The sequence below is a fragment of the Streptomyces sp. NPDC094032 genome, assembly GCF_040303965.1.
Taxonomy (GTDB): Bacteria; Actinomycetota; Actinomycetes; order Streptomycetales; family Streptomycetaceae; genus Streptomyces.
The window spans coordinates 1-24,855 of the sequence record NZ_JBEOUE010000037.1 but is presented as its reverse complement, the minus strand read 5'-3'; the positions used below and the strand labels follow the sequence as shown (position 1 = coordinate 24,855).

Below are 24,855 nucleotides of genomic sequence, written 5' to 3'. Positions count from 1 at the left end.
TCGCGGGTCCTCGGGCCCGGTGGGGTGGTGGGCCGCGACCGGCGGTGTGGCGGCCGGCCGGGTGGGGCCGGGTGCCGTACGGGGGTGGGGCCGGTGATCCTTGTGGGGTCCGGCTCCGGGCTCGGCGGAGTCGAGGCCGGTGCTGCTCGACGAGCCGAGGGTCAGGGGCCGGGCGCCGGTGGGGCCGGAGGCCGGCGGAACCCGGCGGGTTCGGGGGCCGACGTGGCGTCGGGGACCGGACCGCCGAAGGGGCGGAGGGTGTGTCCGGTGACCCAGTCGACGACACGACGGGAGTAGTCGGCGCGCTGCGACGGCCGGCCGTTCAGGACGAACAGGTGCGAGCCGCCCGGGTAGAGGACCATCCGGACGGGCACCCCGCGGGTGCGCAGCGCGTGGAACCACTGCTCGGCCTGGCCCGCCGGGCAGACGTCGTCGGCCAGGCCGTGGAGGATCAGCGTCGGGGCCCGCACGTCGTCCGCGTGGGTGAGCGGGGAGAGCGCCCGCCGTCGGTCGGGATCGGTGATCTCCTCGTACGCGATCCTCAGGCCCTCGGCGGAGGTGGCGACCAGCGACGGCAGGTCGGCGATCAGTCCGCCCGGCACGACCGCGGCGAAGAGGTCGCTGCGGGCGGAGAGCCAGCAGCTGAGGTAGCCGCCGTAGCTGTAGCCGGTGAGGGCGATCCGCCCGGGATCGACGAGCCCTTCCGCCACCAGCGCCGCCACCGGCTCCAGCACGTCCCGCTCGTCGCCCTCTCCCCACGCGTCGAGGGCGGCGGTGAGGAAGTCCTCGCCGTAGCCGTCGCTGCCGCGGATGTCGAGGGCGAGGATCGTCCAGCCGCGGCCGACCAGCTCCTGGTGGTAGAGATGGACGGGGTCGGCGTGCGGGGCCCAGCAGTTGTGCGGCCCGCCGTGGAGATCGACGAGCAGCGGCCCGCCTACGGGCGCCCGGGGGTCACGGGTGATCAGCCCGTGCACCCGGGTGCCGTCCGAGATAGTGAACTCGCGTGGGGCGACGGGCGCGAGCGTCACCTCGGGGAGTGCCTCGGCCATGTGCGCGGTGAGCCGGGTGAGTTCGCCGGTCTCCAGGTCGAGCAGCTCGATCTCGCCGTACGAGGAGCCGTCCGCCACACAGAGCGCGGCCTTGCCCGCCGCGACGGAGCAGCCCGACACGCCGCTGCCCGTGGGCAGCGCAAGCTCCGACGCCTGGGCGCTCCCGAGGCCGGGCCCGTCGTTCAGGAGAAGCCGGTACAGCCGGGTGGCGCCTCGGTCGCGGGCGCAGAAGACGACGCTCGCGCCCTTCGGGCGGTCGAACTGGGGGAGGGCGCCCGGATAGCCCGGGCCGCCGGGCATGACGTTGCGGTCCAGGCCGGCGGCGAGCGCCGTGGGTGCCGAGCCGTCCAGTGGTTGGAGCCGCAGGGTGTCGTGGCCGGCCCCGTGGGTGGTGCGGCCGGTCAGCAGCAGGGCCTTGCCGTCCGGGTGCCAGGCGACCGCGCGGACCGGCCCGGCGGCGGGCCCGACCGGGGTCGGCAGGGCTGTCGGGCCGAGGGCGTCGACGACATGGGCGGCGACGGCTCCGGTGAGGTCGTAGTCCCTGCCGACGACGGCCGGGAAGGCCAGCTCGGTGCCGTCCGGCGACCAGGCGGGCGTACCCGTGACGTGGAAGTCGCCGAGGGTCAGCTGGGTGATCCGGCCCGAGGCGGTCTCCACGACGAACAGCTGGGTGCGGCCGGTGCCGCGCATGCCCCGGCCGTCGACCTTGCCGAGGCGGTCCACGACGACGGGTTCGTCCGGGGCCTGACGGTGCACCTCGGCGGTGACGGCGATCCGTGCGCCGTCCGGGCTCCACACGGGTGTCGCCGTGCCGTGGTCGAGCTCCGTCAGCCGGCGGACCCCGCCGCCGTCGCCATCGAGCAGATGGAGTTGCCCGCCACGCAGGAACGCGACCGTCGTGCCGTCCGGGGACCAGCTCGGGGTGTGGTCGTCCGGGCCGCAGGTGAGGCGGTGGGGGGCGGGGCCCGTCGGCCCGCCGCCGGCGGCGGCGAGCCACAGCGATCGCACCGGCCGGTCCAGCCCGGCGTCCTGGGTCGTCAGGGTGTACGCGACGTGGCGGCCGTCGGGCGCCAGCGCAGGCTGGTCGGGAATCGCGAACCGGTACAGGTCGTCGACGCGCAGGGGCCTGGTCGTGGTCACAGGGACTCCTCCAGGGTCGGTACGCAGGACAGCAGGGACGCGGTGACCGCGTGGCCCGGGGTGTGCAGGACGCGGTCGGCGGGCCCGTGTTCGACGAGCCGGCCGTGGTCCATGACGGCCACGTGGTCGGCCAGGTAGCGGACGACGGCGAGGTCGTGGGAGATGAAGAGCAGGGAGAAGCCCAGTTCCCGTTGGAGTCGCCGCAGCAGGTTGAGTACGGCGCCCTGGACGGACACGTCGAGCGCCGAGGTGATCTCGTCGGCGATCAGGACACCGGGCCGGGCCGCGAGCGCCCGGGCCAGGGCGACCCGCTGCCGCTGGCCGCCGGAGAGTTCTCCCGGGGTGAGCTTCGCCCGGGCGGGATCGAGGCCGACGAGGTGCAGGTAGTGTCCCGCCTCCTCGGCCCGGGCGCGTGCCGAGGCCCCGTGCCGAGGGGACCACCGCGACGGCGGCAGCGCCTCCGCGACGGCCGCGCCGACGGGCATCCGCGGGTCGAGCGAGGCGTACGGGCTCTGGAAGACGAGCTGGACGGGGCCGCGTCGGGGCCGGCGGGCCACCGGCGTCCCGTCGACCAGGATCTGGCCCCCCGTCACGGGTGCCAGTCCCACCGCGGCGCGGCCGAGCGAGGACTTTCCGCAGCCCGAGCCGCCGACCAGCCCGGTGATCCCGCCGTCCGGGACCAGGAGGTCGACGCCGTCGACGGCGGTGAACCGGCCGTAACGGACCCGCAGTTGACGCAGTTCGAGGGAACTCATGCGGTGGCCTCCTCGGCGGTGGACGCGTCCCGGTCGTTCGGGAGCGCGTTCCCGGGACCCGGCGTGGCCGGGGCCTGCGGGTGCCAGCAGGCGACACGGGCCGCCGTCCCGTGCGGGACGAGTTCCGGGGCGTCGGTGCGGCAGCGGTCGTCGGCGTGCGCGCAGCGGGCGGCGAAGGGGCATCCCGGGTGCGCGTCGTCGGGTTCCGGAGGCAGGCCCGGGATCGTGGCCAGTTCCCGGTCCCGGTCGGTGGTCAGGGTCGGGACGGCCTCGATCAGGGCGCGGGTGTAGGGGTGCGCGGCCCGCCGGGCCAGGTGCGCCACCGGCAGGTCCTCGACGATCCGGCCGGCGTACATCACCAGCACCCGGTCGCAGACTCCGGCCACGATCGCCAGGTCGTGGGAGATCAGGAGCAGAGCGGCCCCGGACTCCCGGCGGACCTCGCCAAGGAGGTCGAGCACCTGCCGTTGGACCGTCACGTCCAGCGCCGTGGTGGGCTCGTCCGCGATGATCAGCCGTGGTGTGCCCATCAGCCCCATGCCGATCATGGCCCGTTGGCGCATGCCGCCGGAGAAGGCGTGCGGCCGCTGCCGTGCCCGGCGCTCCGCTTGGGGGATCCGGACCGCGCGCAGCTGGTCGACGGCGCGGGCCCAGGCCACGGGGCGGGCGGCGCGCTCGTGGACCTCGACGACCTCCGACAGCTGCCGGCCGACGCTGAGCGCCGGGTTGAGCGAGGCCATCGGATCCTGGAAGACCATGACCAGGGCCGTACCGCGGGGCCGCTCGGTGAGCAGGTCCCGGCCCTCGAAGCGGAGCGTGCCGGCCTCCACCAGGCCGGGGGACGGCACCAGGCCGGCCACGGCCTGGGCGGTCAGGCTCTTGCCCGAGCCGGACTCGCCGACCAGACCGATCGCCTCGCCCTCCACGACGCTCAGGGAGACGCCGCGCACCGGCCGCCGCCCGCCGGGAAAGGTGACCCGCAGGTCGTGCACCTGGAGCAGGGCCTCGTCGGCGCGGCCGGGCCGCGGCGCGGGGCCCGGCGCGGCCACGACACCGTCGTCGGCGGGCCGTGCCCGCCGCCCGGCCTGGGCGAGCACCTCGCCGACCAGCGCGAAGACCACGCCGGTGAGGACCACGGCCGCGCCCGGAGCGAGCGCCGCGACCGGGTTGAGGTAGAGCCGGCCCAGCTGTTCGTCGAGCAGCCGTCCCCAGTCGTACGCGGGCGCCTGCACCCCCAGGCCCAGGAAGGACAGTCCGGAGAAGGCGACCAAGGCGCCCGCGGCGGCCTGGGCGGCGAAGAGCAGGCAGGGTTCCGCGATGTTGGGCAGGAGGTGGCGGCTGATCATGCGCAGTCTGCCGACTCCCAGGATCCGGGCCGCGGCGACGTACTCCGACCCGGCGACCGAGGCGGTCAGGTTCTGCACCAGCCGTGCCCCGGGCGGAACCATGGCCAGCCCGACGGCGAGGACCGCGCCCGTGGCCCCGACGCCGAACACGGTGGCGAGGAACAGGACGAACAGCAGGCCGGGGAAGCTGATCAGGACACCCACGAACGCCGTCACCGCACGCCCCGCCCGACGGCCGAGGACGGCGGGTGCCACGCCGAGGAGCAGGCCCCCGAGCACGCCGATCGCGGTCGCGGCCAGCGTGAGCCCGAGAGTGATCCGGGTCGCCACCACCACGCGGGCGGCGATGTCCCGGCCGAGGCTGTCGGTGCCGAGCAGATGGGCGGCGTCGGGCCCCTGGAGGATGGCCCCGGTGTCCACCCGCTCGGCGGTGGGGCCCAGGACGACGGGACCGAGGAGGGCGACCAGAGCGAGCGCCAGGACGCCGGTCAGGGCGGTCAGTCCCACGGGGGTGCGCAGGGCGTGCCGGAGTCGGCGGGCGTACGGCATCGTCAGCTCCCTCGGACGGTGGATCGGGGATCCACGACGGCCACGGCCACGTCGACCGCGAAAGTGATCAGCAGCGCGGCCGTCCCGTAGACCAGGACCACGGCCTGGACCATCGGATAGTCCTTCTCGGTGATGGCCTGGACGATCGTGGTCCCGAGGCCGGGCCATGCGAAGACCTTCTCGACCAGGACGGTGCCGGTCAGCAGTGCCATCAGCGTCAGGCCGCCGACGGTCAGGGAGGAGGCCAGCAGATTGGGCAGGGCGTGCCTGAGATAGCGCAGCCGGGCGGGCAGCCGTTTGGCGGCCGCGGTGCGCATGTACTCCTCGCCCAGGACCCGCAGTGTCTCCACCCGTACGATCCGGGCGAGCGCGGCGGCGGGGACGACGGACAGCGCCACGACGGGCAGCACGTAGGAGTCGAGGCCGCCGCGGGAGGCCACGGGAAAGAGGGGGAGGGCGACCGCGAAGCAGGCCACCAGCGCGACGGCGAGCAGGAATTCGGGCACCGCGGCGAGAGCGCCGGTCACGGAGCCGAAGGCCAGCTCACCGCGGCGACGGCGCCCGTCGCGGGTGAGGACGGCGGCCCACATGCCGCCGGGGACGGCGGCAAGGAGCACCACGAGGAAGGCCGGAAGGGCGAGGGACAGGGTCGCCGGCAGCCGGGCGGCGATGACGTCGGAGACCGGGAGCCCGGCACCGATCGACTCCCCGAGCCGGCCCTGGAACAGCTCGGCGAGGTAGTGCCCGAACTGCTGCGTCACCGGGCGGTCCAGGCCGAGTGCCTGTCTGCGGGCCTCGACCAGCGCGGGATCGGCGGTGGGGCCGAGCGCCGTGCGGACGGGGTCGCCCGGTATCAGATGGATCATGGCGAAGGAGGCGGTGACGAGGGTCGCGAGCGAAACGACGAGCCGTCCCGTACGGCGCAACGTGAACGCGGTCCACGGTCCCGGCGCGGTGCGGGGGCCGGCGGCCGGAGCGGCGGCCGGGTCCGCCGCCGCGCCGCCCTCGGCCGCTTCGGCGGTGGCTCGGTTCGTCTCGGCGCCGGCTCGGGCGCGCGCCGGATCGTGGGGCACAGGCGTCTTCCGCATGCCGTCACCCCCTGCGCAGACTGCCGGGGACGATGCCGCCGCCGTCGACCTCGAAACGGACGCCCTTGCCGAACGTCCGGACCGTGCTGTCGACGATCGGTGTGACATCCGTGCGCCGGATCAGCGCGGCGTCGGCCCGGTCCCACAACGGACAGCCGTCCCGACCGGGGCGGGCGGCGGCCTCGGCGGCCAGCCGTCGGTACTCCGGGTTGTCCACGGAGCCGAGGTTGCTGCCCGCCGGCGGGGGAGGACCGTCGAAGAAGCGGGTCAGCTGGTCGGGCAGCGGCACGCTGATCGGGCTCCAGGCCACGTCCCAGTCGCCGCGCGTGAGCACGGCGAGCAGGCCCGAGCCGTCGATGGGCTTGGCGGTGGCCTTCACCCCGAAGGCGTTCCACTCCTTGACGGTCAGCTCGACCGCCGCCGACACCTGGGGCCCGGCGATGACCGGATGCACCAGGGTGACGGAGAGCGTCCGGCCGTCCTTCTCCCAGAAGCCGCCGTTCTTCCTCCAGCCGGCACCGGTCAGTTCGGCCTCGGCCTTCGCCGGGTCGTGCGGAGCCACGTTCCCGGTCACGGTGTCGCCGGTGCACGGGGTCGGAGGGGTCTCGCCGAGATTGGTGGCGGGTGTTCCGGTGCCGCCGGTGGCGACCGAGCCGAGCCGCTTCAGGTCGAGGGCGCCGACCAGGGCCCGCCGGACGGCCTGCGCGGTGGTGGGCCGGGCCGGGGACTCGTTGAACAGGAGCTGGCCCGTGGGTGTCCGGGTGCCCTTCCACGCGACGCCGGCCGCGAGCAGACGTTCCGCGTCGGGCCCGCTGACCTGCCCCGCGTCGATCTGTCCACCGAGCAGCAGGTTGGCGGTCGTCGACTCGTCGGCCACGACCTTGAAGACCAGCTTCTCCGGCCCGGCGGCGTCCGCCGGTGCCGGGCGCGTCCCGGCCGGAGGCGTTCTGCGCACGTAGGTGTAGTGGTCGCCGGGGACGGCTTCCACGAGGCGGTAGGCGCCCGTGGCGGCCGTGGCCCGGGAGAGCCGGGACGGATCGCCGAGGCTCTTCCGGCACACCAGCGGCAGCAGGCGGGCCATCTCCACGAGGAACGGAGCGGAGCCCGAGGTGGTGACGGTGACCGTCCGGGTCGCGTCGTCCGCCGACGCCTTCGCCCCCGCGTCGGCGGGCACGGCGAGACCGAGCAGCGGCGACTGGTTCGCGGGGTCGGCGACGTGGTTGTAACCGGCGGCCACGTCGGAGGCCGTGAGCGGACCGCCGTCCTCACAGGTCAGCCCCGGCCGCAGGACGAAGCGTACGCGCCCGTCGCGGACCGACCAGCTCTCGGCCGCCCCGGCGGTCGTCGACCCGTCGGCGGCGGCGCGTACCAGGGTCGCGTAGGCGAACCTGTTCATCATCAACGCCGTGCTGTTGACGGTGCCCAGGGGACTGAGGCTGCCCGGGTCGGCGCGGATGGCGAGGGTGACCGTCCACGCCCCGTCGCCGGACGCCCCGCCGCCGCAGGCGGTGGACATCAGCGCTGTCGCCGTGACCACGGCGAGCGCACGGGCCGCCCGGTCGCGTCGTGCGGCGGCCCTCCTCGGTGAGGTCATGGTGTGTCTCCTTACTGATGACGGACGCGGAGCCCGTCGGCCGGGCGGGGAGGAGGTGATGGCGCGGCGGCCGGCCCGGGCCCGCCGGCGGAGGGGCCGGTGGGCCCGGGTGCGGTGCGCTCTCGTTCAGGCGCGGGGGATGGCACGGGTCGCGTGCAGGAAGGCGGCCCGGTCGCCGTCCCCGAGGAAGGTGATGGTCGGGAACTCGCCGTGCTCCCGCGCCGTGCCGATGAGCGTGTGCGCGTCGAGCGGGACCATCGTCACGTCGCTCAGCGGATCGGTGCCGTGCAGCTCGGCGCTCGGGCCGAGCGGCCACAGGACGAGCCGCAGACCGTCCTCGGTCTCGGTCACCTCGGCCCGCTGGGTGACCGACTCGTACCGTCCGGCGAAGTACCGGGCGTCGACCGAGGCAGGCTCGGCCGGTGGCGTGGGCATCGGGGGGACGGTGACCCCGGCGAGTTCGGCGAGGAGCTCCGTGACGAGCCCGTGCAGGCCGAAGAACTCGCCGCCGTTGAGGAGGATCGCCACCGCCACGTCCTTGCCCGGGACGACGCGGAGCAGGGCGGTCTGCCCCATGGTGCCGCCGTCGTGGCCGATGACCGGACCCCCCTCCCAGTCGAAGATCTCCCAGCCGAGGCTCCAGTGGCCGCCCAGCCGGCCCGTGCCGGGGACGACGACCTCGGGGCGCCGCATCGCGGCGACGGACGCCTCGCTCAACAGACGGGTACCGTCGGGAGCCAGACCGCCCGAGAGGTGGAGCCGGGCGAAACGCAGCTGGTCACGGGCGGTCAGGGCCAGGGTGGCCCCGGCCGGTGCGTTGGAGCGCGGCATCTCCCAGATCGGCGCCTTCACCGGCTCGCCATCAGGCCCGGGGACGTGCCCCATCGCGACCCGGTGCCGGATCGCCCGCCCCGGCGAGGTGACGGCGTGGGTCATCCCGAGGGGAGCGGCGATCCGCTCGTGCAGGGCCGCCTCCCACGTCAGCCCCGTGAGCACCTCGATGATCCGCCCGAGAACGACGTAGCCGCTGTTGCAGTACGAGAACATCTCACCGGACGGGAAGAGCTGCCGGGCAGGGATCGGCAACGCCGCCACGAACCGCTCGACGGCGTCGTCACCCGGACCATGATCGGTGAAAATATCACCCTCGAACCCCCCGGTATGACACAACAGTTGACGCACCGTCACCGATTCCGACGTATGGACATCGGCGACACGGAACCCCGGCAGATGGTCGGCGACCGGGGAATCCAACGTGAGCAGCCCCTCGTCGACCAACTGCATGATCAGAGTGGCCGTCCACACCTTGGTGATCGACCCGGTCTGGAACACCGAATCGGTCGTCACGGGGTAGCCGAAGTCCCGGTCGAGCACGCCATAGGCGGCTTCGGTGACCTCGTCACCATGCAGGACGGCGATGCTCGCGCCCGGGATGCGGTGACGCTCGGCGACCTCGGCGAGCCGTTCAAACAGATCCTCGGAATTCATGGGATTGCCTCCGATGGAGAGGGAGCCGCTCGCGATCGAGCGACGGAGAGAGAAAGGGGGGACGGAAACCGCAGTCGGATCCCGCCGTACCGCGTGAACCGTTCGGGGTGATGGGCGATGGATGAACGGTAGGAAGCAGGCACCAGGCCTGTGATCGTCGCGGAACACGAAGGAACGCAGCCCCTGTGGTGCCCCCGTCCGAAGACGAACGCACCCGGAACACACGGCCCCCTACTCGACCCGGGACGAGCCACGCCGACGTAACAGCCGCCGTACCGGCAGCAGGCCCGCCGACAGACAGACCAGGCCGAGGAGGGCGCCGCGGACGGCGGGGTACACGGACAGCACCGACAGCCCGGTCACCGCGAGGTCGAAGACCGGCAGGGCCAGCGCCGCCACGAAACCGATCCGCTCGCGGTCGCGCAGCCCGCCCATGCCCACGTCGCCGAGCGGGACTGACCTGTGCGTGGGTCGGCCGAGACCGCACTGAAGCCGCCGGTACGAAAACTCCAACTCACCTGCTCCACCGAGGTCACCCCGCCGCAGAACTGGGAAACCTGCTCCAAGGACATGGCGTACGGCGTATCCCCGCCCGTCGTCATCCGTCGCATGATGTGGCCCTTCGACGCCGTTGGCCGGTCATGATGAGGCTTCGAAACTAGGCTCGGGAGAGGCGCGGCAGGCAGGGGTCACACCCCCGCTCCGCAGGTGTAGCCCGCTCCACCCCGAAGGTGGACCGAGCAGGCATGACAGGAGAATCAATCGCGACGCACCGTTGCGCCCCCCCCATAGACCCGAAGCGGCACTGCCTGGGCGCTCCGCACCCTGCGTTCCCCGGCCGACGCATGCTCCCCGCGTGTGCGGGGGATGGTCTGGCTATCGCTGGTACGGCGTCGGGTTGGCGGACCGGATCGCGGAGGCGGCGTGAGAGCTGGCGGACGCCAAGGTCGGGCACGGCTGCGCACCGCAGCCGATCGCGGCGGCCGATGAGCGTCCGCGCCCGTGCGGACCGGCTCGGCGGCAGCCCCGGCTTCGGCCGCGCCCAGCGGGTCCGCCGTCCAGGTGGAGGCCGGTCGCCATCGGACGGGTAGCGCCGCGCGCTTGCTGGACACCTCGTCCGGCAACGGAGAGACCAGGCCCGGCGCCACGTGCGCCGGACCCCCTCTTGCTGTCGGGGGGCATATCGGAAGGGCGCCTGGAGGGCGTACCGCGTGCCGACCCGTGCTGCGCTGGCGCACGCACGCCGCGGCCGACCAACAGAGAGCAGTAGCCAAGACCCATGGAGCGACGGTTGCTCAGCTTCGCGCTGATCTGATCCGGGTGAGTCCCCCGACCGCCGAGAGTCCGGCGTTGAGGGCCTCAGCGGTGGCTGGTGAGGTGATGAGCAGGAGTACTGAGACGTGGGGGTGCTCGTCCTCGTCGAGATCGTCTGCCCCGTCGTCACCGGGAATGGCGTTCGGCTGAACCTGGAGACGGGTCGTGAAGGCGAGGATGGCCTGGAGGTAGACGCCGCGGTACTCGTTCGTCGAGCCGTTTGGCGAGCAGGTGGGCCAACTCCTTGGCCGTGTGGGCGTTCGTGCCGTAGATGTCGAAGACGGTCGTCTGGGCATTCTCATCGGGCCGCGTGGCTCTCGGTGCGTTTCGCTACCGGACCGTTCTCGAAGCGGGCGCGCGCGGACGAGCGGGGCGCCCGCCAGCGCCGCGGGTGACCTTCGTCCTCAGCTTGACCGTGGAGAACGTCGACTCGATGGGGTTCGTGGTCCGCAGGTGGACCCAGTACGCGGCCGGGAACACCTCAACCAGCGCCTTCCAAAGGCCCATCGCGCCGTCACCGACGACCGACTCCGGGTCGTGCATGCCCCAGCGGCGGGCCCACGACTCGGTGGACGCCCGCAGCCCCTCGGTCAGCGCGATGAGTTCCTTGATGCCGTCGAGGGGAACGCCGAGCAGGACCTCCGGGTGCGCCCGGTCAGCCACACGGTGCACGAAGTCACGGTCCGACAGGTCCCGTCCGGGAAGGCTGCGTGGTCGTCGGACACAACTTCGTCTGCCGGGTCACCGTCGCGGGCGAGAGCCCTGCGGTCGAGCAGGGGCAAGACCTCACTGCCCTTCGGGGACTTCCGGCACCGTCCGCCGCGGTGGCGGCTGTTGCGGACCACCGGACGGCGGCCGGCCTCGTCCCGCTCGCCTGCCAACTCGGCTATGTACCGGTTGACGTCGGCCTCTAGGGCGCCGGCGAGCATCCGCCGGGCGCCCTCACGGACGATCTCGTCCGCGCTGCAGGCGGACCTACTAGATGACCAGAAGTCGATCACTCGGTGAGGTAAACCCTCCGCGCTCCACGAAGCATCTCTCCCGAGACCGATCCACAGGTATTGAGCATTGCTCACCAACGATCGCCCACGGCTGCATCGCCCGGTACCCGCGCAGCACCTGTTCCCAAGGTCGTTCGTCGCGACCGTGAAGCGCTTCGTGGGCCTCGGGCATTGGGATCGGCTTCACTCGCGGGGCCGCGCCCTCGGCGGCGAGGCGGTCGTCGGCCGGCGGGACAGGCCGCCCTTGCTGTTTCAGGTCAAGGCAGGCCGATACGGTCAGATATCGAACAGGAAGAAGTCCTGCGAGTTCGGGATCTGGAGAGCGATAGGTGTCTGATTTGTATTCACCATGCTTGCGGTGTTCATGTTCGGGACATCAGAGCTCTGCAGTAGCGGCCCCGAGCTGAATGCGTGAACCTCGGACACGGCAGTTTCGGTCAGGAGCGTCCACACCTGCTCTGCTTGCTGTGGATCCACGAAGGACACCATCATGTTGTTCGGCAGGGGGGTCGTTTGATAACCGTGTGAGTCGTACACCTGTGACGTGTCGACGATGTTGCTGTTCTGGTTCAGCAATCGCGGAGGGCCGGTCTGAATAAAGTCAAGTCCCGACTGGATGGAGCTGTTCGTGTTGCCATGGCCGACGCGAAGGTTGGCAGGGGAGTTGTTGAGGGCCCTGATCAGATCGTTTGCAAAAGTGTTCGCACTGTTGAGCACTGCCATATTGCGGGCCGGGTTCGACAATAGTTGGTACAGGCCCAGCGCCGCCGCGTTGGCATTCGCCATCTCTCGCAGGTTTATGTTCTGCAGAGTTTGTACCTGTGGATGATTGAGATGCCAACTGGGCAATGCTCCTTGATTGGGGAATATCGACCTCACCAATCCCTCCAGGTAGCCGACATTATTGAAATTCGTTGTGGCTAGGGATTCGTTTACTGCATTGATCACGCCCTCGGATATCGTTTCGTACGAGATTGTGTGACAGCGGGCTTCGTTCGCACCTACGGACAATGCGGTCTGGAGGTCGTTTGCGAATGGGTGCCGACCCCTTTTGATCAGCATCGTGCCCTGTACAACGGACATCCTCTGCACCGATCCCGTGCCAGGTGTCGGGGCGGCCTCGGCGGGACTTGCATCCGCCGTCGAAACCGAGGGAGCGAGGGCCATCGCTCGCGTCGCATTGGCCTCGGCCTCGCGTTCGAAACGGTCGGATGGATCGCTGATGCTCAGGCCTTGGCCGTTACCGGTGCCAGCCACGGGTCCTGTGCGCTGTTGGATGACGTGGGTCAGCTCGTGGGCGAGGGTGTGCTTGTCAGCACCGCCGTCGCCGATGACGACATGGCTGCCAGAGGTGTAGGCGCGGGCGCCGATCTCCATGGCGGAACCCCTTGCCGCTGCGTCGTCGTGAAGACGGACATCAGAGAAATCAGCCCCCAAGCGCGCCTCCATTTCGGCACGGATGGTGTCGTCCATGGGGCGGCCGGGAGTGCGGAGAACGTCATGAACAGCGGACCGCTGCACGGAGGGGTGTGCCTCGTTCTCGACACCGGTGCCGTTCTGGTGACTACAGCCAGGGCCGTGCTGATGCTGCGATGGTTGGGCCCATGGGTGACCAGCCTGGCGGAGCAGCTGGATCATGGCCATGTTTCCCGCCGTCCGCTGGATGTTCAAGAAACCCGGTGGGGGCAGGGGCGCTCGCGGAGTCGTGTGGCGATGTGAGTGCTCCGAGCCGGAGATTCGGCCATGCTCGTGCGTCATGCGGAGTGCCGCCTTTACCAAGGAACCGGGCAGGAAGTACCACGACAACGCCTCGATGGCCTGGAGAGAAGGACGGTCGGGGCAGAGCCAAGGGCACGCTCGGCTGCCCGTCCAACCAACCCCCGCCTGGGTCCTGAACGAAGAGATCACCCAGTACCGCCACGACGACTGACCGGTGTCCCCTGAGCGGTGGACGGGAGGACACAAGGGGGCGGGGATTTCGCCCGTGGCCTGGACTGCTGTTCACCTGCGCCACAGCCGCCCGGCGGGCCAGGACAGAGGCGGAGCGAGGGGAGGGCTCATGCCACAGCGGAGACCGGGGGCCACTGGCAGCAGCGTTTCAGATCGGGGCCGTTGGCCGAGCTGACCAAGAGCTGGTTCCGGCGGGTGGAATGCCCGGCACGCGGCGCGACCGTCGGCCGGGCATGCCGGAGCCCCGCACCACAAGTCCCGCCGCGAAGCCACCGGAACGCCTCCGTACAAGGAGTGTCGCGCCCAGGGCCCCACCGAGACCCCGGAGCCATGCCCGGCCACCGCCCTCGACCAGCCCCCAGCGACACCGTGGCGCTGGTCCGCCGTTGCCTGGCTGACCGGGCCGGCCTGGCAACGGTGAGCGAAGAAGTCCTCGACCACTACGACCACGAGGTGTGCGCGCTGCTCCTGGCCGTGCACACCGAGGCGGTGACCAAACAGATCGCATACACCGACGCCCACCAACCCCTTGAACGCCTCCTCTCCGACTTTGAGAGCGAACAGACGAAACCAAAGGACGGAAGGCCGGTACCCCCCTCACGCCCCTGAGCCTGAGCGGCGCTGGTCCGGTGCCAATGCCAAGTGCAGCGTCCGGGTCCCGGTCGTCGGCGCCGCACCGGATACGCAGCGGCCGAGAGCATCTCCGCGAGATCTCGGCCCTGGCGGACTCGGCGCCGTCGAGCCCTCCGTTGCATGTCGCACCTGTGGCGCAGACGAAGGAGTTCTTGGCGGCTTCCGGCCGGATGCCCGAAGCGGTACCCGGAGCGGCCCAGCGGTCAGACCCAGGTGTACGTGTGCCTGGTGACCGCTTCCAGGGAGGCGTCGGTGATGGCGGCGCGGCGGTCGGGCAGGGCGGCGAGGGTGGCGCGGACCTAGGGGATGATGTGGAAGCGGTAGACCATATGGAGCTTGCGCGGCGGCGGGGCGGGGGCGCGTGACGCGCTGGTCGACGACCCACATCAGGCCGCCGCTCTCGGCATGCTCGACGCCCCCGCCGGGCGGGGCGTAGTAGGCGGAGCCGGGATGAGGGCGATGTCGTCGCCACAGAGCCGGTCCGGACTTGATCCGTGAGAGCAAGGCTGGGGACCGGAGCTTCGGCTGCGCTAGTTATGGGCCGGACGGACCTGGGCCTGGCACCAGCGCCGCATCGCTGCCGGACACTTCGTCCGTGGCCTCCCCTACGGCGCTGGCCCCGCCGCCGCCAGCCGCAGCGGCTGATCGTTCCAGCAGCTCCTGCAATCCTCACGCACGTCTACCCACCACCACCATGGTCGTAGGGCGCGACGGCCGTGAGCCGCTCGAGCCCGGCGCGGCGATCGATCCGGGCCAAATGAGGACGGCGTCACGGGGGAGTACTGACCTTGTGATGGCCTCGCCGTTCAACGAGGCCATTTATGCCGATCCGGGTTGTTCTCCTGCATCACAAGCACGAGAAAGTCATCACGGCCTCCCGGCCCGGTGGGTGAACGTCCATGAACCTGCTCAAAATGTGTCCGGCCAGCCAATTGCACCGCACGGTAATCGGCACTCCATTCCTCGCCCATGTCGTCACAGCGGTGGCATCGCCACTTGAATGGCCCTCGGTTCACAGGCTGTCGACCTCTCCGTTTGGATCGGTTGCGCCGATAGGGGTGGGCGGGCAATCACGGAACTGGGGCGTAACAACGACCCCAGCCCCCCATCTTGGCAGGGTAGACGATCGACGTCTGGCGTTCGTCGTTTCCGGCCTGAGGCGTCGGTATCGAGACGGGCGCCGCTGGACGGCGGGGGTGTACGACGCGCGCTGCGATCGCGGATCTTGGGCTTGCCTGGGTGAAGGCCAGCGGCCGGTTGGACGCCGTGCCAGCCACGGGAGGCGCGTCAGGTGCCTGCGACGGTTCCCGGACTGAGGGTGCGGCAACGGCGAGGGAGCTTCAGCCGGCTTCCCCGATCTGGGCGCCCTCTGCGGTGAGCCGCAGGTCGCCGGATTACCCATGGGCCCGAGCAGTGACTTAGGCAGGATCTTTCGAAGCGCCCGCCAGGCGCTGGATCTGAAGCAGGGTGAGGTCGGCAACGCGGTCGGCTACTCGGCGTCGGCGATCTCGCGGATCGAGCGCAACAAGATGCGCATCGACCTCGACACCCGCCTGCGCCTGGCCCAGGTACTCCGCATGCCTCCCGAGCGGGTCAGCGGGTTCCCCGCCCCTGCGCACCTGGTGATCGATACCGCGGGAAACGCACCTGTGCCGGACGAGGACGACGCGATGCGACGCAGCACGACACTGCTGGGGGCGCTCGCCGCCGGTGCATCGGCTGCTGTCAGCGCAGGCACGGCCGAGGCCCTGCCCGCCCTGGCCCTGGACGACGCACTGTTCCCTCTCCCACGCACCGGACCCGCACTCCTACGGACGCTGGCCTCCGCGACGCCGGCCGCACGGGAGACCTTCACCGCCGCACGGTACAGCGACCCCAGCCAGGACCTGCCCAGCCTCCTCGCCGCTGCCGAAGCAACCAGGGACGCAACCGCCGGCCAGGCCCGCCAACAGGCCAACGGCATCCTCGCCCGCGCCTACGTCATGGCCGCCGAACTCGCAGCGAAACAGCACTCAGACACCGCATGGGTCGCGGCCGATCGCGCCCTCGCCGCCGCACGCGCCACCGGCATGCCCATCCCCACCGGAGAAGCCTCCCGCGTACTCGCCATCACCATGCGCCGCGCCGGCCGCTGCTCCTCCGCCGTCCGCCTCCTCACCCACGAAGCAGCCCAACTCGACCCCGCCGAACTGCGCACCGGAGCCGTGCGCACCACCTTGATGCTCACCGCGGCCTACTCGGCAGCCGCCGGACACGACCGCACAACGGCGCTCGCCCTGCTCGACGAGGCAGCCGAGTCCGTTGAACGCCGCACGCACGCCGCCCCCGACGGGCTCTTCACCGTCGAGGCCACCAAGACGCAGGTCGACGTCTACCGCATCGGAGTCCACAACACCCTCGGCACCCCCGACGAGGCCGTTCAGATCGCACGCGATCTGAACATCGACCTCATGTCGACCGCCGAACGCCGTGCTCGGGCCTGGACCGACACAGCGCGGATGTGGCAGGCGCTCGGCAACAGGCAGCAGACCTTCGCCGCCCTGCGCCGCGTCCAACAGGAAGCAGCCCAAGAGGTCCGCCGTCCCGCACCGCGGGCGCTGACCGCGAACCTCCTCTTCGGTCCGACGCGTCTCCCCGGCCTGAGGGAGTTCGCCGTCCGCACGGGGGCCGTGCCCGCCTGAGCGGACCGGCTCACCCCGTCTCCTAGAAGCGGGGACGGCGCGCGGTCACGGCGCCGGGATAAACGAGGCCGCAGGCTCGTCCTTCTCGACCATCGCGATGATCTCCCGCATCCGCTTGCTCATCGGCGGCAAGGCCTCCAGCGAGAACCGGTCAACCTCGACCGACTCGTCATCGCAGACCCGGGCCGCTTGACCCGGGTCTGCCGGGCGGCATGCGAAAACGATCTCCAAGCACTGTGTCCGGTCTCCGTTGCGGTGCTGTACCGGCGGCGAGTGCATCACCGCCGCCAGACGTTCGATCACCACCCGCACTCCGGTCTCCTCTTCCACTTCCCGCGCCACCGCAGCAGCCGGGGCCTCGCCCGGCTCCACGATCCCGCTCAGAGGCGTCTACGGGCCGGCAGCAGACCGACGTTGCAGCAGCACCTGCCGGTTCTCGTCGCGGGCAACCGCGACCACCCCGGGAAGCCACAGCAGATGGTTGGGGCCGACGGCCCGCCGAAGATCTGCCACAAAATCAGGAACCGTGGCCCACACCCTGGGACGCCCCGACTGCAGCTGGAGCACGTACTCCTCCAGCCCCTCGTGCCGTCCGCTGCCTCGGGTCCGCCGCCAGGGTCGATACGAAGGCACTCCGCCCTGGACGGGCCGACTGGCGAGCAGCACCGTTCTATCGGCATGGTTCGACGGGCAGGTCCCTGTTGCCCGCCCGACGCGGCGGCGCGTCCGGCCGTGCGCCGTGTAACCGTCGCTTCCATTGGCCGAGGTCTGCGAACTCCTGACACGACCTTCAAGGCAGCCCTACCGTGACTCCATGAGCGAAGAGAGTAACACTCTGTCACCTCGCGACGAGTCCCGGCTGGACCTGGCCGCCTGCGCCCGCACTCTGTCCGAGAGGTCCGCCCGTCTGGTCGCCGTCGAGATCGACCCCGAGCCCGGCACTCTGATCATGCAGGCCAGGGAGATCCAAGCTATGGCGCAAGAGCTTCTCAGCGCGGCCGTCGTAGCGGAGCGGGAGCGGTACACGTCGCCGGAGCAGGTTGTGGAGGCCGCTGGGAACGCGCACTGGGAGCAGACGGTCCTGGCCTGGGCACGGGACGGCCGGCGTAACCGAGCCGGCCTGCCCGGGCTGATGCTCGCCAGAAGCCTCGACGAATGGGTTGCCAAGCACAACCCGGACGTCTTGGACGCTGTCACCTGCGGGCTGGACGCCACGCGCTTCCCCGGTTCGGCGGCGTTCGCGGCCTACGAGCGCGAGCGCGTCGCCGCGCTGTACGCGGCGCTTGAAGAAGCGGAAGAGGCCCGGGAGGAGGTGTGGAAGGAGCTCAATGCCCTGTCAGAGAAGGAGGACAGTGTTGATCACCCGACCAATCTCCGCGTGGTGGCGGCCCTGCGCCGCCTGACTCAGCTCTACACCGACTTGTCTGTGGCCGACCCGCCTCTCGCCGTCGAATACCGCAGCCGGGCCACTTGGAACTCGACCGCCGCCGACCGCTTCGAAGAGCACGGCCCCATGGGGGGATGACGTCACGATAGCCGCAGGGGGCGGACGCGGGCCCGTCCCCGGCGCGCCCGACGTCGTCGCGGACGACGCGTCGGCCCCCGATCGGTCAGGGCATCGCCGAGTCCTGACGGCGGGGCGGCGGGGGTACGGTGGGGATCTGGCGAGGTGGGAGCCGAGCTACTTCCAGGCGCGCGACATCGCGGTCCGGCGCCTGGTCTCCGCGCACCCCGACGAGTACGAGCGACTCCTGAAGGACGCCTTCGGTGCCCGAGTTCGTCTCCCGGAGCCGTTCGGGCTTGAGCTGGACACCAGCGAGCTGGCCTGACAACTGTGCGCTCGGAGCGTCGGCCTGTCACCTGAACCCAACTCTCACGGGACCGGCCCGGCTCGAGCGGTATGGGCCGGAGCGCCTCTCCGCCCGCCGGGGACTGGTACCCAACCTAGGAACGGTTCCTAGGCGCGGTTCCCCTCCGGGGCAGTTACTGAATTCAGCAACTGCCCCATGTCGCCTCAGCCTTCCTGACCCGCCAGCGGGCGCCCGGTCAAGGTGAGCACCGACCAGGCCGTCGAGCTGGTGAGACATATCGTGACCGGCCTGAACATCCGCGACATCGCCGCAACCCTGACCACCTGGACCTCCCACGCTCAGCGCCGACACCGCGTCGTCCTGGTCCGCCGACCGTGAGGCGCCCGGCGCGAACGTCCTGGGGCCGTCCGCGCTGTCAACACGGTGCCGCACCCACTGCCTTCCGGGTCGGGGGAGAGGTGGTTCCGGCCCGGGCGACGGCTGCCGCGCCTGCGGCCGCACTGACCACCTTCTCGGTCAACAGTCGTGGACTTTTCAGTCATTCCGATCGAAAGGCTCTGCCGCAGGGGCGCGGACATCCCACCGTGACAGGGAGTCCGCCCCGGAACGGGGTGATCGAAGAGCACGGAGGAAGGGAAGCCATGGGGGTACGTGCACGGTTGCGCGGGGGCGCGGTGTCGGTGGGAGCCGCGGTGCTGGCGGTCGGGGCGCTGGGGGTCGGGGTGGCTCCGGGGCAGGCGGTGGCTGCCGACCAGTGGCGGCCGCAGCCGGGGACCCTGTACATCTCCGACTTGCCGAGGACCGAGTCGTGGCGCGCCAACCCGACCGTCCGGGGGTGGGGCAACGATTTCGACTGTCCGGCGGGCTGGCCTGCCGAGCCGGCCGAAGTCAACGTGTGGAACAGGGAGTTGACCACGGCGGAGACCGCGTTCGCCCAGCAGAAGGTGGCGGTTTTCGGCACGGAGGCCGAGGCCATCGCCTTCGCGGACAAGGCCCGGCAGGACTACTTCGCCTGCGCGCACGCCCCGCAGCGGCCGGGTGTGACCGCGACCTACCGCGATTACGGGGTGATCAACGTCGAGGAGGGCGCCACCCTTCAGGGGTTGCACACCTTCGACTCCAACGCCACCGAGCGTCCCGACTTCAACTACCTGTGGGGTGTGGGCCGTGACGGCGACACGGTGACGCTGGTCCTGTGGCAGAGCTACTGGGGCGATCCGCCCGTGATCCCGTGGAAGAACACCCTGAACACCGCGGTGAAGAAGCTGTACTGAGCACCCGCCGCCGGCTCATCGCCGCGGGTCCCGGCCGGAGCGGGCGTGGCGGGCCGCGGCCAGATCGAGCACGTGGCCGGCGCCGCTCCCCGCGGGACTGTGGGGCCGGGCGGTGTGGCCGCGGGACAAGGAGATCAGGTGCCGGCTGACCGACGGAGCCTGGTCGGGGATCCCCCGCTCGATGCGCACGGTGTGCCCCCGTGGGGCCGCCGTGCCGGACGCCGATCAAGTCAGACGGGCCCCAGGCCGAGACTCGGGGGGGGACCACCGGCCGAGCCACCTGGGGTCCCGTTGGGCGCTGCGCCGCCTCGGGTCGACTGGTCCAGCCCCTGCTGGCGGCGAGCATCTGGTGGGCGGCGGCGAGCGCTGCCCGAGGGACAGACGTTCCGAAGAACGACTGACCGGCGGTCTGCCAGAGCGGCGGGCCCACCACCACCCACGCCGCTCCAAGCGCCCCCGCCGACCTGGGCGGGCGGCGATCTCGGGCCGGGCGTGCTTGCCCCCGGGGGCAAGCACGGGGGATTGCGACACGCCCCTGGCCGGCGCCTCGCCTACGGCACGTTGACGACGTCGTTGCAGGACGGGGCGATGCGCTTCGCGGTCTGGTGGGCGACCGCGGTCTTCCAGCGGGTGCGCTCCTTGCCGAGCTGGGCGCCGTCGGCCGGCGTCGAGAAGTAGACCTCCCGGAGTCTGGGGCTCGTGGTGCTTCCCCAGTCGTCGATGCCGATCACGTACCGGTGTCCGGCGGTCAGTGGTGCCCGGTGCGGGCCGGTGGCCTTGATCCCGCCGCCGGGTACGCGGAAGACGACCTGGTCGACGGTCGCGCCCGAGGGCAGGGTGCCCTTCAGGGTCTTGTCGACGCGGACCATGGAGAAGATCTCGACGTTGACGTCGTTGGGCTGCTCCTTGACCGTCTGGTCGACCGTGACGACGGCCACGTGATCGACGATGCCGGCCTTGTCGCCGTCGGTCTCGTCGACCGGGAGGCAGATCGCGTGGACGGTGACGTCGTCGTCCTGGGTGGCGAGGACGGCGGCGGTAGCGGACCCGGCGAGCACGACGGCTCCGGCGAGCGACAGCACAATGGTGCGTTTCATCATCCCCACAATCGGGTGTAGTTGGCCTGGTCGACGGCGGTCGGCTTGTCGACGTCGCTCTTCCTGTTCCACATCACCGACAGGTAGTGCCCCGACTTGTGGCACAGACCCAGCGCGTGACCGAGCTCGTGCACGAGGACGTTGCGCCGGAACGCGGGTCCCATGCCGTCGAGGTTGTGCTTGTTCAGGTAGATGTAGTCGGTCTGGGCGATACCACCCCGCCGTTCCCAGTACCCGCCGATGGTGTCGGGCTTGCTGTAGTCCCGGAACTCCAGGTCGTTCACGGTGTTGACGGCGTCGGGTGCGATGCTGATCTTCCGGAGCTTGTTCCACTCGGTGATGGCGTGCGCCCTCTCCGAGTCGTACTTCGACGACTCGGTCCACCGGATCTCGCCCTCGTCGACCGAGGGGTCCGTCCTGGACTCGGTGTCCCCTTCCTCGCACGGTGCGGCCGCTGCGGTCGGCGCGGCGGCGTACGGAGCGTTCGAGGTGGCGAGCGAGAGCAGCACGGCGGCGACCAGCGAGAGCGTTGCCTGGCGAAGCGTCATGGGCATCCCTGGTCGGACGGGCGAGTGGCCAGACGCTAGCGGCCAGCCAGGACGGCACGCGAGGTCAGAGCGGGACTGTCACCCGATCCGGTGGCCCGCGAGCCGCGTGGCACACCGACGTTCACCGTGCGCACCGAGTGCTTGGCCTTGTCGGTGAACACACCGACGGGCAGGCCATGGGGGTGAGGGTGACGTCGTCGGCGAGGAGCCCGGCTCGGGCCGATCAGCGGCGGCCTTGGAGAACCAGCCCCAAGGAGACTCGGCAGTTCCTGACGCTGGATGCTGCGCGAGGCCCACCGGACGCTCGACGCTGACCGGCTACGGGCGGCGGGCCGACCGCAGAACCAGCTCGTCACCGCGTTCTCCCGTACGGCCGCCACTCTGGCCGAGAAGCCAGGCAGCCGGGAGCGACTCGGTGCTGCACGAGATCGAGCAGTCCCTCGGCGGCGTACTCGCCCACCCCGGTGTCGCCGAGCTGTGGGCCAGGGCCGGCCGGTGAAGGTGCCCGAGCACGGGCGCTCCTTTGAGCCCGGCGTCGTCGCGGACGACGCGCCGGCGCCGATCGGTCAGGGCACCGCCGAGTCCTGACCGCGGGGCGGCGGGGGTACGGTGGGGATCTGGCGAGGTGGGAGCCGAGCTACTTCCTGGCGCGCGACATCGCGGTCCGGCGCCTGGTCTCCGCGATGCACCCCGACGAGTACGAGCGCCTCCTGAAGGACGCGAAGGTCGATGTGCCGGCCGAGCCCTGCGTGGAGCCTGTACTACCTCCGCGGCCAGGGGCTCGGCACCGGCGGCCTGGAACGCGTCCATAACCGGCTGGCTGCGCCGCCTGGAGCGAGATCGGCCCTGGCGGGGACTCCACGCCCCTCGCGAAGCCCCGCCGACGCGGGGCTGCCCGCTGCTCTGGCCGCTGGCGTAGGGCAGGAGCAGGCCAGGCACGAGGTCGCCGAGCAGGTCCTGCACGGCAGGGGGTGTCGCAAGGGGGCGGGGCACCATGGCCGTCATGACGACACCGTCCAGAGAAGACGAGCCTCTCGGCCTGGTTCACGATCCGAGTGCACTCGCCTTGTTTCCTCTCGGCCCGTATCCGCCAGGCCGAAAGGCACGCCGACAAGGTCGCCGCGCTGGAAGAGACCGGCGGCCAGTTCGAGGCGTACCTGTCTTCCGCACACCTGCGCGCCGCCGCGGCGGCCAACGCCGGCTTGCTGGAGATGCACCCGGGCCCCACGAACCGCGACGCGTACTGCCAGGGCTGTGTAGGCCCCTACGACGTCACCCCCGTGCACCACAAACACTGCCCGATCGAGCTGCTAATCGCCCGCATCTGGGAAGGACACCCCGACTTCCCCGCCTGGGCCCTGAGCGAAGAGATCACCCAGTACCGCCACGAGGACTGACCGGCTGAAGGCCGGTACCACCCCCAGGCCCCAGAACATGAGCGGCGCTGGACCGGCACCGGTGCCGTGCGCAGGTCAGCGGCCAGCCGAGCGCCAATCAAGATCCAAAAGCAATCTGTCTTCCCACCCGGCGACAGGCCGGGACCTGTCAGCATCCTCGGGATGGCCCAGGCGCACCGGTCCCGAATCCCGGGCGCCGCCGGCCGCCCTGTCCCCACCACCCACGGGGGCGGAAGCGCAGAGGTCCCGGTCACGCCCCCCAGGGTTGGCCGGGGCCTTGCTCTCGTCCGGCACCGCAGGCACCCGTTTCTCGTATGGGTGATCCGAGGCCTCTGGGCGGGCGTGGCGCGGCGCACTGCCGCTATCGTCGGCGTCTTGCTCGCCCACGACCAGGGATGCCCATGACGTTTCCGCAGGTAGCGGTCACGTTGGCCACGGCGACCGTGCTCGCCTTCGCGACCTCGAACGCTGCCTACGCGACGGCGGCGGCCACAGCAGCGCCGTGCGTGCGGGGCGAGTCGGAGAGCCGCGGAAACTCGGCCGTCGACGAGGGCGAGATCCGCTGGACCGAGGCGACGGAGTACGACGTCGAGCGTCAGCACGCGGCCGCCGAGTGGAACAGGCTACGGAAGATCAACATCGCGCCGGACGGGGCGAGCACTGTCAACGACCTGGAGTTCAGCGACTTCAACGACAAGGACTCCTCGGCCGCCGGCTACTACGAGCGGCACGGCGGGATCGCGCAAACCGACTTCATCTACTTGAACAAGCATTTTCTGGACGTCGTCTACAAGAACGAGCCGGAGTTCCGGAAGAACATCGTCCTCCACGAGCTCGGGCACGCTCTGGGCCTCTGCCACAAGGCGGACACCGTCGACTCCGTCATGCGAACGGACGCGAGCCTCAAGGTCGTACCAACCGCCGTCGACCAGGCCAACTACAAGCACATCTGCGGATGATGATGCCTCGCACCGCACTCCTCGCCATCGCCGGGATCCTCGTGCTCGCCGGCTCAGCGACGACCGCCGCCCTCGTCCTCCAGGACGACGACGTCACGGTGAGCGCCTCTTGCGTGCCGATCATGGACACCGACAGGGACAAGGCCGGCGTCGTCGACCACGTCGCCGTGGTGACGGCGACCGAGCAGTCCCCGGCCCCGCGTACGGCCGACGGCCGGGACCGGGTCACCGTGCAGGTCCGGGTCGACGAGGTCCTCAAGGGCGCCCTGCCCAAGACGATGCCCATCGACCAGGGCGCCCAGGAGACGGCCAACGCCGAGTACGAGCATCAGGCCCTCGTGCCTGGCCACCGCTACGTCATCGGCGTGCACAACTGGGACGCCGAAGGCGGCTCGACGACCGTCGGCCGCGGTGCGTTCTTCGCGACCAGCGCCGACGGCGGACAGCTCCAGCGCAGACGGCAACCGCCTCCAGAACGCGCTACAGCGCGTCTCCTGAGACCCTGCTGCCGCGGCTATCGCGGGACGAGCGTTCCCTGGTCCTCCCAGAAGTTGAGTCCGCGGCGAATGTCCTCGCGGGTGTACGGCATCGGCGGGAAGCCTTCAACGGTCAGCACGTAGTTCTCAGACGCGCCGGGCACCTTGAAGGAGTAGGAGAACTCGCACGACTTGAGGGTGGAGCCGAAGGCGAAGCCGGTATCAAGCCTGTCGGTACCGAGGACCTTGCCGTCGCTGTCCGTCACGCGGACTTCCGCCCCGGCCTTGACCTTGGAGTCTGCCGGGACCGTGCACGGCTTGCCGACATCGGGACCCGTACCGTCAGTGGACGACTCCACGGCGACCCTTCCGTTGATGGCGAGAGCCACAGCGGACGGAGTTGCGCTGGGCGCCGCGTTCTTCGAGTCCTCCGTCGCGCCCGAGCATCCGAGGAGACCGGTCATGCCCAGTGCCAGGCCGCAGGCCCACAGCTTTCTCATGCTTCCCACCCCTTGTGACCTGCTGCGGCCGAGTTCGTCGGGGACGGAACACCCCCGCTCGCGCAGGGACAACGACCGGGTCCTGGAGCGCGACGGCGACCGCGCCGGAGCATTCCTGCTTGCGTGGGGGCGACAGGCTCTGGGCTGTTTGTGGCGGGTTCGTCGTGTCTGCCGTTTTGTTCTTGTCTTTCAGCGGGTGGCGTTC

19 protein-coding genes and 1 pseudogene are annotated in these 24,855 nt (G+C 71.0%); 7 read left to right on the top strand and 13 right to left on the bottom strand.

The window, feature by feature from the left end:
* Positions 1-161 precede the first annotated feature (161 nt).
* From ABTZ54_RS32960 to ABTZ54_RS35760, 9 genes and pseudogenes are all read right to left on the bottom strand, one after another.
* Positions 162-2,189, bottom strand: coding sequence for a S9 family peptidase (locus ABTZ54_RS32960; RefSeq protein WP_351670583.1), 2,028 nt, complete (start codon positions 2,187-2,189; stop codon positions 162-164).
* On the bottom strand, positions 2,186-2,944 hold the full coding sequence (locus ABTZ54_RS32955; protein WP_351670580.1) for an ABC transporter ATP-binding protein: 759 nt from the start codon (positions 2,942-2,944) through the stop codon (positions 2,186-2,188). The genes ABTZ54_RS32960 and ABTZ54_RS32955 overlap by 4 nt, the downstream gene beginning before the upstream one ends.
* On the bottom strand, positions 2,941-4,839 hold the full coding sequence (locus tag ABTZ54_RS32950) for a dipeptide/oligopeptide/nickel ABC transporter permease/ATP-binding protein (RefSeq protein ID WP_351670577.1): 1,899 nt from the start codon (positions 4,837-4,839) through the stop codon (positions 2,941-2,943). Before ABTZ54_RS32950 ends, ABTZ54_RS32955 begins: the two co-directional genes overlap by 4 nt.
* A gap of 2 nt (positions 4,840-4,841) precedes the next feature.
* Positions 4,842-5,927 (bottom strand): ABC transporter permease, encoded by a 1,086-nt coding sequence (locus tag ABTZ54_RS32945; RefSeq protein ID WP_351670574.1) that lies wholly within the window; start codon positions 5,925-5,927, stop codon positions 4,842-4,844.
* Positions 5,928-5,931: 4 nt separating this feature from the next.
* Entirely contained in the window at positions 5,932-7,521 is a 1,590-nt protein-coding gene (locus tag ABTZ54_RS32940; protein ID WP_351670571.1) for an ABC transporter substrate-binding protein, read from the bottom strand.
* Between the two features lie 126 nt (positions 7,522-7,647).
* On the bottom strand, positions 7,648-9,009 hold the full coding sequence (locus ABTZ54_RS32935; RefSeq protein WP_351670569.1) for a serine hydrolase domain-containing protein: 1,362 nt from the start codon (positions 9,007-9,009) through the stop codon (positions 7,648-7,650).
* A 231-nt stretch (positions 9,010-9,240) separates the two neighbouring features.
* Positions 9,241-9,522: a hypothetical protein gene (locus ABTZ54_RS32930; protein ID WP_351670566.1), complete on the bottom strand. Its 282-nt coding sequence runs from the start codon at positions 9,520-9,522 to the stop codon at positions 9,241-9,243.
* A 1,167-nt stretch (positions 9,523-10,689) separates the two neighbouring features.
* Positions 10,690-11,019, bottom strand: a pseudogene (locus ABTZ54_RS32925) (IS256 family transposase); the annotation flags it as partial.
* Between the two features lie 581 nt (positions 11,020-11,600).
* Positions 11,601-12,797 carry an eCIS core domain-containing protein gene (locus tag ABTZ54_RS35760; protein ID WP_502997356.1) on the bottom strand — a complete coding sequence of 399 codons (1,197 nt, stop codon included), beginning with the start codon at positions 12,795-12,797 and terminating at the stop codon, positions 11,601-11,603.
* A 2,510-nt stretch (positions 12,798-15,307) separates the two neighbouring features.
* Between ABTZ54_RS35760 and ABTZ54_RS32910 the strand changes: the two genes are divergently transcribed.
* Positions 15,308-16,588, top strand: a complete 1,281-nt coding sequence (locus ABTZ54_RS32910) for a helix-turn-helix domain-containing protein (RefSeq protein ID WP_351670563.1) — start codon at positions 15,308-15,310, stop codon at positions 16,586-16,588.
* A 45-nt stretch (positions 16,589-16,633) separates the two neighbouring features.
* Here the strand turns inward: ABTZ54_RS32910 and ABTZ54_RS32905 are convergent, their stop codons facing one another.
* Positions 16,634-16,960 carry an NUDIX domain-containing protein gene (locus ABTZ54_RS32905; protein ID WP_351670561.1) on the bottom strand — a complete coding sequence of 109 codons (327 nt, stop codon included), beginning with the start codon at positions 16,958-16,960 and terminating at the stop codon, positions 16,634-16,636.
* 442 nt (positions 16,961-17,402) lie between these two features.
* Between ABTZ54_RS32905 and ABTZ54_RS32900 the strand changes: the two genes are divergently transcribed.
* From ABTZ54_RS32900 to ABTZ54_RS32890, 3 genes are all read left to right on the top strand, one after another.
* On the top strand, positions 17,403-18,113 hold the full coding sequence (locus ABTZ54_RS32900; RefSeq protein WP_351670558.1) for a hypothetical protein: 711 nt from the start codon (positions 17,403-17,405) through the stop codon (positions 18,111-18,113).
* A gap of 526 nt (positions 18,114-18,639) precedes the next feature.
* On the top strand, positions 18,640-18,777 hold the full coding sequence (locus ABTZ54_RS32895; RefSeq protein WP_351670555.1) for a hypothetical protein: 138 nt from the start codon (positions 18,640-18,642) through the stop codon (positions 18,775-18,777).
* A gap of 263 nt (positions 18,778-19,040) precedes the next feature.
* A complete protein-coding gene (locus ABTZ54_RS32890) occupies positions 19,041-19,673 on the top strand; it encodes a hypothetical protein (RefSeq protein ID WP_351670552.1) in 633 nt (210 codons plus the stop codon).
* A gap of 551 nt (positions 19,674-20,224) precedes the next feature.
* On the opposite strand, the gene ABTZ54_RS32885 is transcribed toward ABTZ54_RS32890, so the two are convergent.
* Positions 20,225-20,770 carry a hypothetical protein gene (locus ABTZ54_RS32885; protein WP_351670549.1) on the bottom strand — a complete coding sequence of 182 codons (546 nt, stop codon included), beginning with the start codon at positions 20,768-20,770 and terminating at the stop codon, positions 20,225-20,227.
* A complete protein-coding gene (locus tag ABTZ54_RS32880; RefSeq protein WP_351670546.1) occupies positions 20,770-21,318 on the bottom strand; it encodes a zinc metalloprotease in 549 nt (182 codons plus the stop codon). The genes ABTZ54_RS32885 and ABTZ54_RS32880 overlap by 1 nt, the downstream gene beginning before the upstream one ends.
* A 1,055-nt stretch (positions 21,319-22,373) precedes the next feature.
* On the opposite strand from ABTZ54_RS32880, the gene ABTZ54_RS32875 reads away from it, so the two are divergent.
* The 3 genes from ABTZ54_RS32875 (at position 22,374) to ABTZ54_RS32865 (ending at position 24,294) form a co-directional block, all read left to right on the top strand.
* Positions 22,374-22,715, top strand: a complete 342-nt coding sequence (locus ABTZ54_RS32875) for a hypothetical protein (protein WP_351670543.1) — start codon at positions 22,374-22,376, stop codon at positions 22,713-22,715.
* Between the two features lie 401 nt (positions 22,716-23,116).
* Positions 23,117-23,674 carry a zinc metalloprotease gene (locus ABTZ54_RS32870; RefSeq protein WP_351670540.1) on the top strand — a complete coding sequence of 186 codons (558 nt, stop codon included), beginning with the start codon at positions 23,117-23,119 and terminating at the stop codon, positions 23,672-23,674.
* A gap of 2 nt (positions 23,675-23,676) precedes the next feature.
* Positions 23,677-24,294 carry a hypothetical protein gene (locus ABTZ54_RS32865; protein ID WP_351670537.1) on the top strand — a complete coding sequence of 206 codons (618 nt, stop codon included), beginning with the start codon at positions 23,677-23,679 and terminating at the stop codon, positions 24,292-24,294.
* Here the strand turns inward: ABTZ54_RS32865 and ABTZ54_RS32860 are convergent.
* Entirely contained in the window at positions 24,189-24,650 is a 462-nt protein-coding gene (locus ABTZ54_RS32860; protein ID WP_351670534.1) for a hypothetical protein, read from the bottom strand. The genes ABTZ54_RS32865 and ABTZ54_RS32860 overlap by 106 nt on opposite strands.
* Positions 24,651-24,855 lie beyond the last annotated feature (205 nt).

Excerpts from the sequence above, each read along its gene's own strand:
- ABTZ54_RS32955 (WP_351670580.1), bottom strand. The coding sequence starts at position 2,944 with ATGAGTTCCCTCGAACTGCGTCAACTGCGGGTCCGTTACGGCCGGTTC.
- ABTZ54_RS32950 (WP_351670577.1), bottom strand. The coding sequence starts at position 4,839 with ATGCCGTACGCCCGCCGACTCCGGCACGCCCTGCGCACCCCCGTGGGA.
- ABTZ54_RS32945 (WP_351670574.1), bottom strand. The coding sequence starts at position 5,927 with ATGCGGAAGACGCCTGTGCCCCACGATCCGGCGCGCGCCCGAGCCGGC.
- ABTZ54_RS32940 (WP_351670571.1), bottom strand. The coding sequence starts at position 7,521 with ATGACCTCACCGAGGAGGGCCGCCGCACGACGCGACCGGGCGGCCCGT.
- ABTZ54_RS32935 (WP_351670569.1), bottom strand. The coding sequence starts at position 9,009 with ATGAATTCCGAGGATCTGTTTGAACGGCTCGCCGAGGTCGCCGAGCGT.
- ABTZ54_RS35760 (WP_502997356.1), bottom strand. The coding sequence starts at position 12,797 with ATGGACGACACCATCCGTGCCGAAATGGAGGCGCGCTTGGGGGCTGAT.
- ABTZ54_RS32910 (WP_351670563.1), top strand. The coding sequence starts at position 15,308 with ATGGGCCCGAGCAGTGACTTAGGCAGGATCTTTCGAAGCGCCCGCCAG.
- ABTZ54_RS32900 (WP_351670558.1), top strand. The coding sequence starts at position 17,403 with ATGAGCGAAGAGAGTAACACTCTGTCACCTCGCGACGAGTCCCGGCTG.
- ABTZ54_RS32890 (WP_351670552.1), top strand. The coding sequence starts at position 19,041 with ATGGGGGTACGTGCACGGTTGCGCGGGGGCGCGGTGTCGGTGGGAGCC.
- ABTZ54_RS32885 (WP_351670549.1), bottom strand. The coding sequence starts at position 20,770 with ATGAAACGCACCATTGTGCTGTCGCTCGCCGGAGCCGTCGTGCTCGCC.
- ABTZ54_RS32880 (WP_351670546.1), bottom strand. The coding sequence starts at position 21,318 with ATGACGCTTCGCCAGGCAACGCTCTCGCTGGTCGCCGCCGTGCTGCTC.
- ABTZ54_RS32870 (WP_351670540.1), top strand. The coding sequence starts at position 23,117 with ATGACGTTTCCGCAGGTAGCGGTCACGTTGGCCACGGCGACCGTGCTC.
- ABTZ54_RS32865 (WP_351670537.1), top strand. The coding sequence starts at position 23,677 with ATGCCTCGCACCGCACTCCTCGCCATCGCCGGGATCCTCGTGCTCGCC.
- ABTZ54_RS32860 (WP_351670534.1), bottom strand. The coding sequence starts at position 24,650 with ATGAGAAAGCTGTGGGCCTGCGGCCTGGCACTGGGCATGACCGGTCTC.